Source organism: Streptomyces sp. NPDC002701 (assembly GCF_042889045.1).
Classification (GTDB): Bacteria; Actinomycetota; Actinomycetes; order Streptomycetales; family Streptomycetaceae; genus Streptomyces.
Genome location: NZ_JBIAQL010000003.1, coordinates 635,006 through 650,626, shown reverse-complemented (window position 1 = coordinate 650,626; position 15,621 = coordinate 635,006). Strand labels below are relative to the sequence as shown.

At 70.8% G+C, this 15,621-nt stretch carries 12 protein-coding genes; 8 read left to right on the top strand and 4 right to left on the bottom strand.

Annotated elements, in window-relative coordinates:
• Positions 1 to 6 precede the first annotated feature (6 nt).
• A complete protein-coding gene (gene groL, locus ACFYXC_RS11300) occupies positions 7 to 1,632 on the top strand; it encodes a chaperonin GroEL (protein ID WP_388918647.1) in 1,626 nt (541 codons plus the stop codon).
• Between the two features lie 159 nt (positions 1,633 to 1,791).
• On the opposite strand, the gene ACFYXC_RS11295 is transcribed toward groL, so the two are convergent.
• Entirely contained in the window at positions 1,792 to 2,565 is a 774-nt protein-coding gene (locus ACFYXC_RS11295) for an SDR family NAD(P)-dependent oxidoreductase (protein WP_388918644.1), read from the bottom strand.
• Between the two features lie 74 nt (positions 2,566 to 2,639).
• Positions 2,640 to 3,317: an MOSC domain-containing protein gene (locus ACFYXC_RS11290; protein WP_388918641.1), complete on the bottom strand. Its 678-nt coding sequence runs from the start codon at positions 3,315 to 3,317 to the stop codon at positions 2,640 to 2,642.
• Positions 3,318 to 3,397: 80 nt separating this feature from the next.
• Between ACFYXC_RS11290 and ACFYXC_RS11285 the strand changes: the two genes are divergently transcribed.
• Positions 3,398 to 4,294 carry a LysR family transcriptional regulator gene (locus ACFYXC_RS11285; protein WP_388918638.1) on the top strand — a complete coding sequence of 299 codons (897 nt, stop codon included), beginning with the start codon at positions 3,398 to 3,400 and terminating at the stop codon, positions 4,292 to 4,294.
• A 106-nt stretch (positions 4,295 to 4,400) separates the two neighbouring features.
• On the opposite strand, the gene ACFYXC_RS11280 is transcribed toward ACFYXC_RS11285, so the two are convergent.
• On the bottom strand, positions 4,401 to 4,724 hold the full coding sequence (locus tag ACFYXC_RS11280; RefSeq protein ID WP_389549543.1) for a WhiB family transcriptional regulator: 324 nt from the start codon (positions 4,722 to 4,724) through the stop codon (positions 4,401 to 4,403).
• Between the two features lie 380 nt (positions 4,725 to 5,104).
• Here ACFYXC_RS11280 and ACFYXC_RS11275 point away from each other — a divergent pair, with 380 nt between their 5' ends.
• The 4 genes from ACFYXC_RS11275 to ACFYXC_RS11260 all read left to right on the top strand — a co-directional run bounded on the left by ACFYXC_RS11275 (position 5,105) and on the right by ACFYXC_RS11260 (position 9,517).
• On the top strand, positions 5,105 to 5,716 hold the full coding sequence (locus ACFYXC_RS11275) for a response regulator transcription factor (RefSeq protein WP_003948568.1): 612 nt from the start codon (positions 5,105 to 5,107) through the stop codon (positions 5,714 to 5,716).
• Between the two features lie 271 nt (positions 5,717 to 5,987).
• A complete protein-coding gene (locus ACFYXC_RS11270) occupies positions 5,988 to 6,575 on the top strand; it encodes a sigma-70 family RNA polymerase sigma factor (RefSeq protein WP_388918632.1) in 588 nt (195 codons plus the stop codon).
• 189 nt (positions 6,576 to 6,764) lie between these two features.
• On the top strand, positions 6,765 to 8,270 hold the full coding sequence (guaB, locus tag ACFYXC_RS11265; protein WP_389549540.1) for an IMP dehydrogenase: 1,506 nt from the start codon (positions 6,765 to 6,767) through the stop codon (positions 8,268 to 8,270).
• Positions 8,271 to 8,392: 122 nt separating this feature from the next.
• The gene (locus ACFYXC_RS11260) at positions 8,393 to 9,517 is read left to right on the top strand and encodes a GuaB3 family IMP dehydrogenase-related protein (protein ID WP_389549537.1); all 1,125 of its coding nucleotides are present in this window, start codon (positions 8,393 to 8,395) and stop codon (positions 9,515 to 9,517) included.
• 271 nt (positions 9,518 to 9,788) lie between these two features.
• Here ACFYXC_RS11260 and ACFYXC_RS11255 read toward each other — a convergent pair whose 3' ends face one another.
• The gene (locus tag ACFYXC_RS11255) at positions 9,789 to 10,994 is read right to left on the bottom strand and encodes a nucleotide sugar dehydrogenase (protein ID WP_388918625.1); all 1,206 of its coding nucleotides are present in this window, start codon (positions 10,992 to 10,994) and stop codon (positions 9,789 to 9,791) included.
• 271 nt (positions 10,995 to 11,265) lie between these two features.
• Between ACFYXC_RS11255 and ACFYXC_RS11250 the strand changes: the two genes are divergently transcribed.
• Positions 11,266 to 12,972, top strand: a complete 1,707-nt coding sequence (locus ACFYXC_RS11250; protein ID WP_388918622.1) for a glycerol-3-phosphate dehydrogenase/oxidase — start codon at positions 11,266 to 11,268, stop codon at positions 12,970 to 12,972.
• Between the two features lie 345 nt (positions 12,973 to 13,317).
• Positions 13,318 to 15,519 (top strand): serine/threonine-protein kinase, encoded by a 2,202-nt coding sequence (locus ACFYXC_RS11245; RefSeq protein ID WP_389549533.1) that lies wholly within the window; start codon positions 13,318 to 13,320, stop codon positions 15,517 to 15,519.
• The last annotated feature ends 102 nt before the right edge of the window (positions 15,520 to 15,621 follow it).

The window sequence follows — 15,621 nt, the reverse complement described above, 5'->3', positions numbered from 1 at the left end:
AGCTCCATGGCGAAGATCCTGAAGTTCGACGAGGACGCCCGTCGTGCCCTCGAGCGCGGCGTCAACAAGCTTGCCGACACGGTCAAGGTGACGATCGGCCCCAAGGGCCGCAACGTCGTCATCGACAAGAAGTTCGGCGCCCCCACCATCACCAACGACGGTGTCACCATCGCCCGTGAGGTCGAGGTCGACGACCCGTACGAGAACCTCGGTGCCCAGCTGGTGAAGGAGGTGGCGACCAAGACCAACGACATCGCGGGTGACGGTACGACCACCGCCACCGTGCTCGCCCAGGCGCTCGTACGCGAGGGCCTGAAGAACGTGGCCGCCGGCGCGTCCCCCGCCCTCCTGAAGAAGGGCATCGACGCCGCCGTCGCCGCGGTCTCCGAGGAGCTCCTCGCGACCGCCCGCCCGATCGACGAGAAGTCCGACATCGCCGCCGTCGCCGGTCTGTCCGCCCAGGACAGCCAGGTCGGCGAGCTCATCGCCGAGGCGATGGACAAGGTCGGCAAGGACGGTGTCATCACCGTCGAGGAGTCCAACACCTTCGGCCTGGAGCTGGACTTCACCGAGGGCATGGCCTTCGACAAGGGCTACCTGTCCCCCTACATGGTGTCCGACCAGGAGCGTATGGAGGCCGTCCTCGACGACCCGTACATCCTGATCCACCAGGGCAAGATCTCCTCGATCCAGGACCTGCTCCCCCTGCTCGAGAAGGTCATCCAGGCCAACGCCTCGAAGCCGCTGCTGATCATCGCCGAGGACGTCGAGGGCGAGGCCCTGTCGACCCTGGTCGTGAACAAGATCCGCGGCACCTTCAACGCGGTGGCCGTCAAGGCCCCCGGCTTCGGCGACCGCCGCAAGGCCATGCTCGGTGACATCGCGACGCTCACCGGCGCCACGGTCATCGCCGAGGAGGTCGGCCTCAAGCTCGACCAGGTCGGCCTGGACGTGCTGGGCACCGCCCGCCGCGTGACGGTCACCAAGGACGACACGACGATCGTCGACGGCGGCGGCAACAGCGCCGACGTGGCCGGCCGTGTCAACCAGATCAAGGCCGAGATCGAGTCCACGGACTCCGACTGGGACCGCGAGAAGCTCCAGGAGCGCCTCGCGAAGCTGGCCGGCGGCGTGTGCGTGATCAAGGTCGGCGCCGCCACCGAGGTGGAGCTGAAGGAGAAGAAGCACCGTCTCGAGGACGCCATCTCCGCGACCCGCGCCGCGGTCGAGGAGGGCATCGTCTCCGGTGGTGGCTCCGCGCTCGTCCACGCCGTGAAGGTCCTGGAGGGCAACCTCGGCAAGACCGGCGACGAGGCCACCGGTGTCGCCGTCGTCCGCAAGGCCGCCGTCGAGCCGCTGCGCTGGATCGCCGAGAACGCCGGCCTGGAGGGCTACGTCATCACCTCCAAGGTCGCCGAGCTCGACAAGGGCCAGGGCTTCAACGCCGCGACCGGCGAGTACGGCGACCTGGTCAAGGCCGGTGTCATCGACCCGGTCAAGGTCACCCGCTCCGCCCTGGAGAACGCCGCCTCCATCGCCTCCCTGCTCCTCACGACCGAGACCCTGGTCGTCGAGAAGCCGGCCGAGGAAGAGGCCGACGCCGGTCACGGCGGCCACGGCCACTCCCACTAGGCGCTCCGCCGGGCCCGCGGTGGTGAACCGCGGGCCCGGTAAGGGCTGCTCGCGCAGTTCCTCGTGCCCCTGAGGGGCACGGTGGCTCCAGGCGAAGGCCCGGCTCCCCGCTCAGGCGGGGGCCGGGCCTTCGTGGTGCGTGCCGGAGGTTCCGGCGGATCACTTGGGCCCGTACTTGCGTCCCGTCTTCGCGCTGACCCCGCCGGCCAGTCCCCGCGGGGGCAGCTTCGACAAGCCGGCCAGGACCTTGTAGCGCGCGTCCGGGATGGACAACGACTTGCCCCGGGCCAGATCGGCCAGACCGGCCGCGACCACCTTGTCGGCGTCCAGCCACATCCAGTTGGGGATGTTCTCCGTGCCCACCCCGGCCCGCTCGTGGAACTCGGTCCGCACGAACCCGGGGCACAGCGCCATCAGGCGGACGCCGCTGCCCACGAGGTCCCGTGCCACGCCCTGGGTGAACTGCACGACCCACGCCTTCGACGCCCCGTACGTCCCGCGCGGGGTGAACGCGGCCATGGACGCCACGTTGACGACACCGCCGCGTCCGCGGGTGCGCATGGACTCGGACGCCGCCGACGTCAGCCGGAGCACCGCCTCGCAGTGCACCTTGAGCATCCGCAGCTCGTCCTCCAGCGGTACGTCCAGATACACGCCCTTGTTGCCGAAGCCCGCGTTGTTGACGAGCAGATCGACCGCGTTCTTGCGGTCCGAGACGCGGGCGGCCACCGCCTCGATGCCCTCGTCCGTCGCCAGGTCCGCGGTCAGCACCTCCGCCTCGATGCCGTGCCGGTCGTGCAGTTCCGTCGCCTGTTCGCCGAGCCGCTTCGTGTCACGCGCCACCAGCACCAGGTTGTGCCCGTCGGAGGCCAGCCGCCGCGCGAAGGCGGCACCGATACCCGCTGTCGATCCCGTAATCAGAGCCGTTGTCATGGCCCAAGGTTAGTGACCCGCGGCACGTCGTTCAGCCCGGGACGACCCCAGAAACGGCCGCCGTACCGCCCCGGTCACACCTCGCCGCCGCCGTGCTTCTCGACGTACTTCCGCGCCATGTCCCGTATCTCCGGGTGCAGGGCGTCCCCCGCCGCCAACACCCGGGGCAGCAGCGTCCGTTCGAGCGTGGCCGCGCGGAACGAGAAGGCGGTGGTCACCTCGTGGTCCGGCCGGTGCACGATCTCGATCGGATCGCCCGCCCGTATCTCCCCGGGCTCGATCACCCGCAGGTACGCGCCGGTCACGCCCTTCTGCGTGAACCGCCTGACCCAGCCCTTCTCGCCGAGGTGGCCCTGGAAGGTGAGACAGGGCACCCGCCCGGACGTCACCTCCAGGACGACCTCGGAGCCGACGCGCCAGCGCTCCCCGATCCTCGCCCCGGACACGTCGATCCCCTCCGTCGTGAGGTTCTCGCCGAACACCCCACTGGTCAGGTCGCGCCCCAGTTCGCGTTCCCAGTCGTCGAGGTCCTCGCGCGCGAAGGCGTACACGGCCTGGTCGTTCCCGCCGTGGTGGCGCCGCTCGCACACGGCGTCCCCGGCGAGACCGCTCCCGCCGACACCCTTGGGCCCGGGCGCGGCCACCCGCACGGGTCCGTCCACCGGCCGCTTGTCGATACCGGTCAGGCCCTCGGCCTGGCTGGTGTAGCCGACCGCCCGGGCCCGGCCCAGATTCAGAGAGAGAAGCTTCATGACGGCACGCTAGGCGATGCCGGGCCAAAGCGTCGACGCGATATTGGTGGCCGTGTCCAAGATGCGCTTATGCTCGGAGGGTGATCGAGGCCCGCCATCTGCGCGTCCTGCGTGCCGTCGCCGCCACCGGCTCCTTCTCGGCGGCGGGGCGCGAACTGGGCTGCACCCAGCCCGCCGTCAGCCAGCAGATGAAGGCACTCGAGACATCCGTGGGTACCCCCCTGCTCGTCCGCACGGGCCGCGAGATGCGGCTGACCCAGGCCGGCGAGGCCCTCGTCCGGCATGCCGCAGGCATCATCGCGGGGCTCACCGCCGCGGAGGAGGAGGTCGCCGCGATCGCGGGTCTGCGGGCGGGCCGGGTGCGCCTGGTCTCGTTCCCCAGCGGGAGTTCCACGCTGGTGCCGACGGCGCTCGCCGCCCTGCGCGCGGCACACCCCGGCACGCGGGTCTCCCTGGAGGAGGCCGAGCCGCCGCGCTCCGTCGACATGCTGCGCGAGGGCGACTGCGACGTGACGCTCGCCTTCCGGTACGAGAGCGCGGCGGGCGCCGAGGAGTGGGACGACCTGGTGATCCGCCCGCTGCTCAGGGACCGGCTCGTCGGTCTGGTCCCGGAAGGGCACCGGCTGGCCCGGGCCGGAGCGGTCGCCATCGGCGATCTCGCCGGGGAGCCGTGGATCGCCGGCTGCCCCCGCTGCCGGGGCCAGCTCGTCGAGGTCTGCGAGAGGGCGGGTTTCACCCCCCGGATCGACTTCGCGACCGACGACTATCCGGCGGTGGTCGGTCTGGTCGGGGCGGGCCTCGGGGTGGCGGTCCTGCCGGAGCTGGCCATCGAGTCCGTACGCCCCAAGGGTGCACGCACGGTGACGGTGGAGCCGGCGTTGCGGCGGGAGATCGTCGCGCTCACCCTGCCGGATCTGGCGCAGGTGCCCGCCGTGGCGGCGACGCTGGACCAACTGGCCAGGGCCGCGGCCCGCTGAGAGGGCGGACCGGTCCGCCGGGACGGGGCCCCGTGGGACGGCCGTATGCGGTTCGGGACGGAAAACAGGGGCATGTGCGGGCGTGTCGGTACGGAGAAACGTTCCTTCAGTGGGGTGACGGCTCGCCTCCGCCCGACGCCGAGACCAGGCGGTTGCGCGCCCGGCCCATGAGTTCCTCGCGCTCGTCCTCGGTCAGGCCGCCCCACACGCCGTACGGCTCACGCACCGCCAGGGCGTGCGCCGCGCACTGCGCCCGTACCGGGCACCTCATGCAGACCTCTTTGGCCGAGTTCTCACGAGCGCTCCGTGCCGCACCGCGCTCGCCCTCGGGGTGGAAGAAGAGCGAGCTGTCGACCCCACGGCAGGCCGCGAGGAGCTGCCAGTCCCACAGATCCGCGTTCGGTCCGGGAAGGCGGGAGAAATCTGCCATTGCTGTGTCCTCTTGTAGCCGTTTTGGTCGGTTACGTGCCCATCACCGTACATCTATGATCTAAGGAGATGAAAATATGACTCATTGGGAATCTAGCCTCAGACACCAGCAAATGGAACGAAAAGCGGCTAAATGGGGCATTGCTTGTGATGAAACCTTGTGGGTCTGTCGCGGGTGTCTGCGCCGTGTCCGCGCCCTCACGTAGAGTGCCGAACGTGGCTCACGGCCCCGTAACTCTTTCGGGTGACCGTCGTTGAGTGTGCGAGGCGGTTGAAGGAACAAGAGCTCGGGCAGGCGTCCGAGACGGTCGACCGCACAGGTGACGATTTCGTACCAGCCTGGAGGCTCAAGGTGACGCGCATCAGCTGCGGAGGACGGCCATGACATCCGTCCTCGTCTGCGACGACTCCCCGCTTGCCCGAGAGGCGCTCCGCCGCGCGGTGGCGACCGTGCCCGGCGTAGAGCGCGTGACCACGGCGGCCAACGGCGAGGAAGTCCTCCGCCGCTGGGGTGCCGACCGTTCGGACCTCATTCTGATGGACGTACGCATGCCCGGTCTGGGCGGCGTGGAGACGGTCCGTCGGCTGCTGTCCGCCGACCCCGGTGCGCGCATCATCATGCTCACCGTCGCCGAGGACCTGGACGGTGTCGCCCTGGCGGTCGCCGCCGGCGCCCGCGGCTATCTCCACAAGGACGCCTCCCGCGCGGAGTTGCGGGCGACCGTCACCCAGGCCCTCGCCGACCCGACCTGGCGGCTCGCCCCGCGCAGACTCCGGTCGGCCGAGATGGGCGCGGCGCCGACGCTCACCGCACGGGAGATCCAGGTCCTCGAGGGCATGAGTCACGGCCGGTCGAACGCGGAGATCGGGCGTGAACTGTTCCTCTCCGAGGACACGGTGAAGACGCACGCCCGCCGGCTCTTCAAGAAACTCGGTGCCTCGGACCGCGCGCACGCGGTGGCGCTCGGGTTCCGATGGGGCCTGGTCCGCTAGGTGAACCGCCGCGGGGGTACGGGTTTCCCCGCCCGCCCAAGGGCGGGTGGGGCCGGGCCCGACAGGGGATCGGACGGGGCCGTTCGGACAGTCGATCCCCGTTTCCCGGCGGATGCCGCATCCTTGAGGTGTGGAGTTCCTCGGGAACGAGTCGGTCGAGCGGGAGGGGAGGGCGCAGGAGATGAGTTCCGGCGCACCTGCTCATAACGCTTCGGTGCACAACTACGGACGCGGTGCCACGGATCGAACGACGCCAAGGCACCATGGACCGATGCGTGACGACGAGGCCACCAATGCCCAAGGGGCGATTGGTGCGCTCGTCCATCGTGCGGTCGAGGGCGACGAGCAGGCCACGCACGACCTGCTCGCCCATGTCCATCCGCTGGCCATCCGCTACTGCCGTACGCGGCTGTCCCGGCTCCCGGGGGACGCGCGGCACTTCGTGGAGGACCTGGCACAGGAGGTCTGTGTCGCGGTGCTGCTGGCGCTGCCGCGCTACAAGGACACCGGGCGCCCCTTCGAGGCATTCGTCTTCGCCATCGCCGGGCACAAGGTGGCCGACCTGCAGCGGGCCGCGATGCGTCACCCCGGCTCGACGGCCGTGCCGTCGGACGAGATGCCCGAGCGGCCGGACGACTCGCTCGGCCCCGAGGAGCGCGCCCTGCTCAGCAGCGACGCCGAGTGGGCCAAGAAACTCATGGCCAACCTCCCCGAGAACCAGCGGGAGCTGCTGCTGCTGAGGATCGCGGTGGGCCTCACGGCCGAGGAGACCGGACAGATGTTGGGAATGTCACCCGGCGCGGTCCGGGTCGCCCAGCACCGGGCTCTCAGCCGCCTGCGGGCACTGGCGGAGCAGTAGGTCCTTCCGGCGCGGTCGTCGCGGGGGCGGCCGGCGTCGGTACGGGGGTGAACGGCGCCGCTGTCCGGTCCGTACGGAGACATGAGGCCGTGGCCCGCCCGTGACCGTGGAGCGACCGTGGAATGAGCGGGCCCCGCTTCCCGTTAGCATGGGCATCCGCACCGATCAAGGCCATTTGGGGAAGGTGTCATGACTGCAAACGTCGACGGAGTGCCCGAGAAATTCGCGACACTCGGGCTGACCTACGACGACGTGCTGCTGCTGCCGGGCGCCTCGGAAGTGCTCCCCAACGCGGTCGACACCTCGTCCCGCATCTCCCGCAACGTGCGGGTGAACATCCCGCTGCTGTCGGCGGCGATGGACAAGGTCACCGAGTCCCGGATGGCGATCGCCATGGCCCGCCAGGGCGGCGTCGGCGTACTGCACCGGAACCTCTCCATCGAGGACCAGGTCAACCAGGTCGACCTCGTGAAGCGCTCCGAGTCCGGCATGGTCACCGACCCGATCACGGTGCACCCGGACGCGACGCTCGCCGAGGCCGACGCCCTGTGCGCCAAGTTCCGCATCAGCGGTGTGCCGGTCACCGACGGCAACAAGAAGCTGCTCGGCATCGTCACCAACCGCGACATGGCCTTCGAGAACGACCGCTCCCGTCAGGTGCGCGAGGTCATGACCCCGATGCCGCTGGTCACCGGCAAGGTGGGCATCTCCGGGAACGACGCGATGGAGCTGCTGCGCCGCCACAAGATCGAGAAGCTCCCGCTGGTCGACGACGCGGGCCTCCTCAAGGGCCTCATCACGGTCAAGGACTTCGTCAAGGCCGAGAAGTACCCGAACGCCGCGAAGGACGCCGAGGGCCGGCTGCTCGTGGGTGCCGCCGTCGGCGCCAGCCCCGAGGCCCTGGAGCGGGCGCAGGCGCTCGCCGAGGCCGGTGTGGACTTCCTGATCGTCGACACCTCGCACGGGCACAACAGCAACGCCCTCAACTGGATGGCGAAGATCAAGTCGAGCGTCGGCGTCGACGTGATCGGCGGCAACGTGGCCACCCGTGACGGCGCCCAGGCCCTGGTGGACGCCGGTGTCGACGGCGTCAAGGTCGGCGTGGGACCGGGTTCCATCTGTACGACCCGCGTGGTCGCCGGCATCGGCGTCCCGCAGGTCACCGCCATCTACGAAGCGGCCCTCGCGGCCCGCGCCGCGGGTGTCCCGGTGATCGGCGACGGCGGTCTGCAGTACTCCGGGGACATCGGCAAGGCGCTGGCCGCCGGCGCCGACACCGTGATGCTCGGCAGCCTCCTCGCCGGCTGCGAGGAGTCGCCGGGCGAGCTGCTCTTCATCAACGGCAAGCAGTTCAAGTCGTACCGCGGCATGGGGTCGCTGGGCGCCATGCAGTCCCGCGGCCAGGGCAGGTCGTACTCGAAGGACCGCTACTTCCAGGCCGAGGTGGCCTCCGACGACAAGCTCGTCCCCGAGGGCATCGAGGGCCAGGTCCCGTACCGCGGCCCGCTCGGGAACGTGCTGCACCAGCTCGTCGGCGGGCTGCGCCAGACCATGGGCTATGTCGGCGCCGCCTCCATCGACGAGATGGAGACCAAGGGCCGCTTCGTCCGGATCACCTCGGCGGGCCTCAAGGAGAGCCACCCGCACGACATCCAGATGACGGTCGAGGCACCGAACTACAGCCGCGGCCAGTAGCGGCGGCCCGCAGCGACACGTTCGAGGGCGGTCCCGGGGCTTCCGGGACCGCCCTCGCCGTATGTGCCGTATGTGTCGGGGATACTGGAACGCGCAGAACCGAAGAGGGAAAGGCCACACACGTGACTGAGATCGAGATCGGGCGCGGCAAGCGCGGCCGCCGGGCGTACGCCTTCGACGACATCGCCGTCGTCCCGAGCCGCCGTACGCGGGACCCGAAGGAGGTCTCGATCGCCTGGCAGATCGACGCCTACCGCTTCGAGCTGCCGTTCCTGGCCGCTCCCATGGATTCGGTCGTCTCCCCGCAGACCGCCATCCGCATCGGCGAGCTCGGCGGTCTGGGCGTCCTCAACCTGGAGGGCCTGTGGACGCGGCACGAGGACCCGCAGTCGCTCCTCGACGAGATCGTGGACCTGGACGCCGGGACCGCGACCCGCCGTCTCCAGGAGATCTACGCGGCTCCCGTCAAGGAGGAGCTGATCGGGCAGCGCATCAAGGAGGTGCGCGACTCGGGCGTGGTCACCGCGGCCGCGCTCTCCCCGCAGCGCACCGTCCAGTTCTCCAAGGCCGTCGTGGACGCCGGCGTCGACATCTTCGTCATCCGCGGTACGACGGTCTCGGCGGAGCACGTCTCCGGCGCGTCCGAGCCGCTGAACCTGAAGCAGTTCATCTACGAGCTGGACGTGCCCGTCATCGTCGGCGGCTGTGCCACGTACACGGCGGCCCTGCACCTGATGCGCACGGGCGCCGCCGGTGTGCTGGTGGGCTTCGGCGGCGGCGCCGCGCACACCACGCGCAACGTGCTGGGCATCCAGGTCCCGATGGCGACCGCGGTCGCCGACGTGGCCGCCGCCCGCCGCGACTACATGGACGAGTCCGGCGGCCGGTACGTGCACGTGATCGCGGACGGCGGTGTCGGCTGGTCCGGCGACCTCCCCAAGGCGATCGCCTGCGGCGCGGACTCGGTGATGATGGGCTCCCCGCTGGCCCGCGCGACGGACGCGCCCGGCCGCGGCAACCACTGGGGCATGGAGGCCGTCAACGAAGAGCTGCCGCGCGGCAAGAAGGTCGACCTCGGCACCGTCGGCACCATCGAGGAGGTCCTCCTGGGCCCCTCGCACACGCCCGACGGCTCGATGAACTTCTTCGGCGCCCTGCGCCGCGCGATGGCCACGACCGGCTACAGCGAACTGAAGGAGTTCCAGCGGGTCGAGGTCACGGTGGCGGACGCCCAGCACAAGCGCTGACGTGACGCTGCGCTCGGCTTGAGCGGAGACGAACGAAGGGGCCCGGTCACTCACAGGGGTGAGTGACCGGGCCCCTTTGCGTGCCCGAACGCCCCGGTGGGGGCGTGTTCCGCGTTCGGGGGCGCACGGTGGCCTTCGGCCGATGGGTGGCGTCGTGGAAGAGGGCCGCCCATGGGCCGCCACCGCAAGCCCACCCGCTGGGACCGGATCCGTCTGCGGACGGTGAAGTGCCGGAGGAGGTGGATTCTCGGATGGTGAGCGGGCGCCCCCTTCACAACCTGTGCGCCGCCCCCGTAGGGGTCGCTCCTCGGGTGTCCAGGAGGAGTTGGGCCTTTACCGACAGGCCCTGTAGGTCGTACGTGCGGTGTTGCTGGAGGAGGATTGTCAGGTCCGCGTCCGCTGCTGCCTCGTAGAGGGAGTCCACTCGGGGGACCGGGCGGTCGAGGACGTTCCAGGACGGGACGTGCGGGTCGTGGTAGCTGACGGTGGCGCCGAGTTCCATCAGGCGGGTCGCGATCTCCTGGGCGGGTGAGCCCTGCTGGTCGGCGTGGTCGGCCTTGTAGGTGACGCCGAGGAGCAGCACGCGCGCGCCGCGGGCCGACTTGCCGTGTTCGTTGAGGAGGGCGGCCGCGCGCTGGATGACGTATCGGGGCATGTGGTCGTTGACCTGCTGGGCCAGTTCGACCATGCGCAGGGCCCGGGTCCGGGGGCCCGCCAGGTCGCGGGGGACGGCGTGACCGCCCACGCCGGGGCCGGGGCGGAACGCCTGGAAGCCGAACGGCTTGGTCTCGGCACAGCGGATGACGTCCCACAGGTCGACGCCGAGGTCGTGGCAGAGGACGGCCATCTCGTTGACCAGGGCGATGTTGACGTGCCGGTAGTTGGTCTCCAGGAGCTGCACGGTCTCCGCCTCGCGGGGCCCACGCGCGCGTACGACCTTGTCGGTCAGCCGGCCGTAGAACGCGGCGGCCGACTCGGTGCAGGCGGGGGTGAGCCCGCCGATGACCTTCGGGGTGTTCGAGGGGCCGTGGTCGCGGTTGCCCGGGTCGACCCGGCTGGGCGAGTACGCGAGATGGAAGTCGCGGCCCGCGCGGAGTCCGGAGCCCTCCTCCAGGAGCGGCCGGAGGAATTCCTCTGTCGTCCCCGGGTACACGGGGGACTCCAGGATCACCGTGGTGTGCGGGCGCAGGTGCGCGGCCAGGGAGCGGGCGGCGGCGGCCACCTGCCCCAGATCGAGCGTCCCGTCCGCGCCGCGCGGGGTCGGAGCGCAGATGACGGCGGTGCGCACGCGGCCGAGTTCGGCCGGGTCGGTGGCCCGCCGGAATCCCGTGGAGAGCATCCGGCGCAGGTCGGCGGCGACCAGTGGTGCGGGGTCGCCGCACTCGTAACCGAGGGTGGGGATGCCGGTGGTGGCGGCGGCCCGGGCCAGGGGCAGGCCGAGCTGGCCGAGACCGATGACGGCGAGATCTGCGGGCACGGCGGTGGCCGTCCTTCCCTGTAGCCGGAGTGGGACGAGAGGGCAAGCCCTGTGGACAGAACGGGCGAGCGCAATGTCAGACTAGGAGTAAATATGACCGATATGCGGGATTGCTCGGTTGTGTTTCTCCGCAAGTCGCCGAGAGATATCCACAGGCGGACCGCCGGTGGTGGCCGATGTCGGGCAACGCGGTCAGAATCTGGGCATGGGGAATGTGAGCAGGGCCTCGCCGGACGGGTGAGCCCGGCGCGGACGACAGCGGGAGGCAACTGTGCGGACAGCGACACTGGGACCGGCGGAGCGCGCCGAGTCACTCGCGGCGATGGCCGAGCACGAACTGGATGTGCTGGTCGTGGGAGCGGGCGTGGTCGGCGCGGGCACCGCCCTGGACGCCGTGACCCGCGGCCTGTCCACCGGCCTGGTCGAGGCGCGTGACTGGGCGTCGGGCACGTCGAGCCGGTCGAGCAAGCTCGTCCACGGCGGCCTGCGCTATCTGGAGATGCTCGACTTCGCCCTCGTGCGGGAGGCGCTGAAGGAGCGCGGGCTGCTGCTGGAGCGCCTCGCACCGCACCTCGTGAAGCCCGTCCCGTTCCTGTATCCCCTGCAGCACAAGGGATGGGAGAGGCTGTACGCCGGTTCGGGCGTCGCGCTCTACGACGCGATGTCGATGGCGCGCGGCCACGGACGCGGCCTGCCGGTGCACCGCCACCTCTCCCGGCGCCACGCGCTGCGCGTAGCCCCCGCGCTGAAGAAGGACGCCCTCGTCGGTGCCCTGCAGTACTACGACGCCCAGATGGACGACGCCCGCTATGTGGCCACCCTGGTGCGCACGGCGGCGGCGTACGGGGCGAAAGTGGCCAACCGCGCGCGGGTTACCGGATTTCTGCGCGAGGGCGAGCGGGTCGTCGGCGCCCGCGTGCAGGACGGCGAGGGCGGCGGTGAGTACGAGATCCGCGCCAGGCAGGTGGTCAACGCCACCGGGGTGTGGACGGACGACACCCAGGCGATGGTCGGGGAGCGGGGCCAGTTCCACGTCCGGGCCTCCAAGGGCATCCATCTGGTCGTGCCGAAGGACCGGATCCATTCGACGAGCGGGCTGATCCTGCGCACCGAGAAGTCCGTGCTGTTCGTGATCCCGTGGGGCCGGCACTGGATCGTGGGGACGACGGACACCGAGTGGGACCTGGACAAGGCGCACCCGGCGGCGTCCAGCGCCGACATCGACTACCTGCTGGAGCATGTGAACTCGGTCCTCGCCGTGCCGCTGACACGGGACGACGTCCAGGGTGTGTACGCGGGCCTGCGGCCGCTGCTCGCGGGGGAGTCGGACGCCACGAGCAAGCTGTCCCGCGAGCACACCGTGGCGCATCCGGTGCCGGGGCTGGTGGTCGTGGCGGGCGGCAAGTACACGACGTACCGGGTGATGGCCAAGGACGCGGTGGACGAGGCGGTGCACGGTCTCGACCAGCGGGTCGCGGAGTGCGTCACCGAGGACGTCCCGCTGATCGGCGCCGAGGGCTACCGGGCCCTGTGGAACGCGCGAGCGCGCATCGCCGCGCGGACCGGCCTGCACGTGGTGCGCGTGGAGCACCTGCTGAACCGGTACGGGTCGCTCGCCGAGGAGGTGCTCGACCTCATCGCCGCGGACGCCTCGCTGGGCGAGCCGCTGCCCGCCGCCGAGGACTACCTGCGCGCCGAGATCGTCTACGCCGCCTCGCACGAGGGAGCGCGCCATCTGGACGACGTGCTGACGCGGCGGACGCGCATCTCGATCGAGACCTTCGACCGGGGCACGCGCAGCGCCCGGGAGGCGGCGGAGCTGATGGCGCCGGTGCTGGGCTGGGACAAGGACCAGATCGAGCGCGAGGTCGAGCACTATCAGAAACGGGTGGAGGCGGAGCGCGAGTCGCAGCGCCAGCCGGACGACCTGACGGCCGACGCGGCCCGGCTCGGGGCACCGGACATCGTGCCGCTGTAGGACGCGCGGGGCGGGCCCGGCAGCGGGACCTGTCACCGCGTCAGGCGGGCGCGTCCCGTGCGGCGGTGGCCGGTTTCGCGACAACTTCCGCTTCCGCCGGGTCGAACTGGGTAGGCGAACCTTCAACGGACTGGCAGGGCGGCAGTCGGGTCCTGCTTTCCGGCATCGTGATCCTCCTTCGTCGCAGCTCATGGCGGGGGACGGCCCGGACCTGACGGCAGGTGGGGCCCGGATGCGGGACGGTTCGGGGAAGCGCTGCTTCCACGAGGGACACCCGGGGCACCGGGCGGTGTCCGAGTGGGGGACAATGGAGGCTCTGTCAGGGCGGGTTGCATGAGGGGACGCATGTCGGAGGCGGAGCAGGTGGGAGCATCCCGTCAGGACGATGGTGAACGTCTCCTCGCCGGGCGGTACCGGCTGGGAGGAGTCCTCGGCCGGGGCGGCATGGGCACGGTGTGGCGGGCGCAGGACGAGACGCTCGGGCGCACGGTCGCCGTGAAGGAACTGCGGCTGCCGCCGCGCATCGAGGAGGACGAGAAGCGCCGGCTGATCACCCGGACCTTCCGCGAGGCCAAGGCCATCGCGCGGATCCGGAACAACAGCGCGGTGACCGTCTACGACGTGGTCGACGAGGACAACCGGCCGTGGATCGTGATGGAACTCGTCGAGGGCAAGTCGCTCGCCGAAGTGATCCGTGAGGACGGGCTGCTGACGCCGAAGCGCGCGGCGGAGGTGGGGCTGGCCATTCTCGACGTGCTGCGCTCCGCGCACCGCGAGGGCATCCTGCACCGTGACGTGAAGCCGTCGAACGTGCTGATCGCCGACGACGATGGCCGGGTCGTGCTCACCGACTTCGGCATCGCCCAGGTCGAGGGCGACCCGTCCGTCACCTCGACCGGCATGCTGGTCGGCGCGCCCTCGTACATCTCGCCGGAGCGGGCGCGAGGACACAAACCGGGCCCCGCGGCCGACCTGTGGTCGCTCGGCGGTCTGCTGTACGCGGCGGTGGAAGGCGTGCCGCCGTACGACAAGGGGTCCGCCATCGCGACGCTCACCGCGGTGATGACGGAACCGGTGGAGCAGCCGAAGAACGCGGGACCGCTGGAGAAGGTCATCTACGGGCTCCTCGTGAAGGACCCCGAGCAGCGGCTCGACGACGCCGGGGCGCGGGCGATGCTCACCGAGGTGATCAACACGCCCGAGCCCGGGGACGAGCCGGTGGACGCGACGAAGGTCGTGCCGTTGCCGGACCTCCCCTCGGAGAGCTCGTCGAAGAAGAAGAGCCCGGGCGGCGGCAGGAAGAGCGAGGAACCGGCGGACGGGCTGCTCGGAGCGCTGCGCTCGGTGCGTAAGGGGAAGGGCGGTGCGCCGGCCGTCGCCGCCGCGGCCGCCGGAGCCGCAGGTGCCGGGACCGCAGGCGCCGGGGCCGCCGCCGACCGCCCGGCTGAGGCGCCCGGCGGGAAGACCGCCGCGGCCGCCCCGGCGTCCGAGGCTCCCGCGGCCGCCACGCCGGCCTCCGAATCCGGTGCTGGTTCCGGTACGGATTCCGGGACCAGGACCGAAACCGGAGCCGGGGACGAAGCCGGATCCGGTCAGGGCTCCGGCTCGGGCGCCCGGTCCGGCTTCGCCGCCGTTGCCGCCGGAGCGGGCGCGGCCACCGCGCCCGCTGCCGCGAAGAAGCAGGAGCCTGCCGCTTCCGTACTGAACTCCAGTGCGGTGGGCGGAAGCTCTGGCGGTTCCGGCGGCGCGCCCCCGCGGACCACCACGTCCAGGGCGTCGCTCACCGACGCGGTGTCCCGGCGGACACTGATGATCATCGCCGTCGTCGTGGCGCTGGCCGTGCTCGGCACGGTGCTCGCCGTCACGCTGGGTGGCGGGGACGACTCGGGCTCGAACGAGAACAAGGGCGGGGACGGCACCTCCACGTCCAGCGGGGCGAACGCGGGAAGCGACACCCGACAGGACGAGAACAGCGGCACGGACAAGGGCGACGACGAGAAGTCGGACTCCTCCGGCGGCGGCGGGGCGAAGGAGAGTTCGCCCAGCGCGAGCGCCACCGGCGAGTCGAGCGGTTCGGGCGGTTCGGGCGGCGGCTCCAACAGCGGTTCGGGCAGCGGGGCCGAGTCGACGCACAAGGACGGACAGGGCTTCTCGATAGGGCTGCCCAAGGGCTGGAAATACCAGTCCACGAGCGCGGCCGGGGCCCGCTTCGCCGGCCCTGACGGGCAGAAGCTGCTGGTCGGCTGGACCTCGACGCCCAAGGCCGACCCGGTGGCCGACTGGAAGAACCAAGAGCAGTACATGCAGCGGGCGCAGTATCAGCGGATCCGAATAGAGAAGGTGGACTACCGCGGCTGGAACACGGCCGACTGGGAATTCACCTACGTGGAGAGCGGCACCGAATACCGGTCCATTGACCGCGGGTTCGTCGTCAACGACAGCCTCGGATATGGACTCATGTACACCGCGAAGGGCTCGAAATGGGACACCGAGCTGCGTAAGGAGACGTGGCGGACGCTGACGACGTCGTTCACACCGAAGTCCTGAGGGTCACGAGACAATTGAGATCTCGTATCTCCTCATGGTGAGTTGCCTCCGGCACGTATCGTGAGTGGTTGCGGACCGTACGCAGCCACAACGGCGGCCACA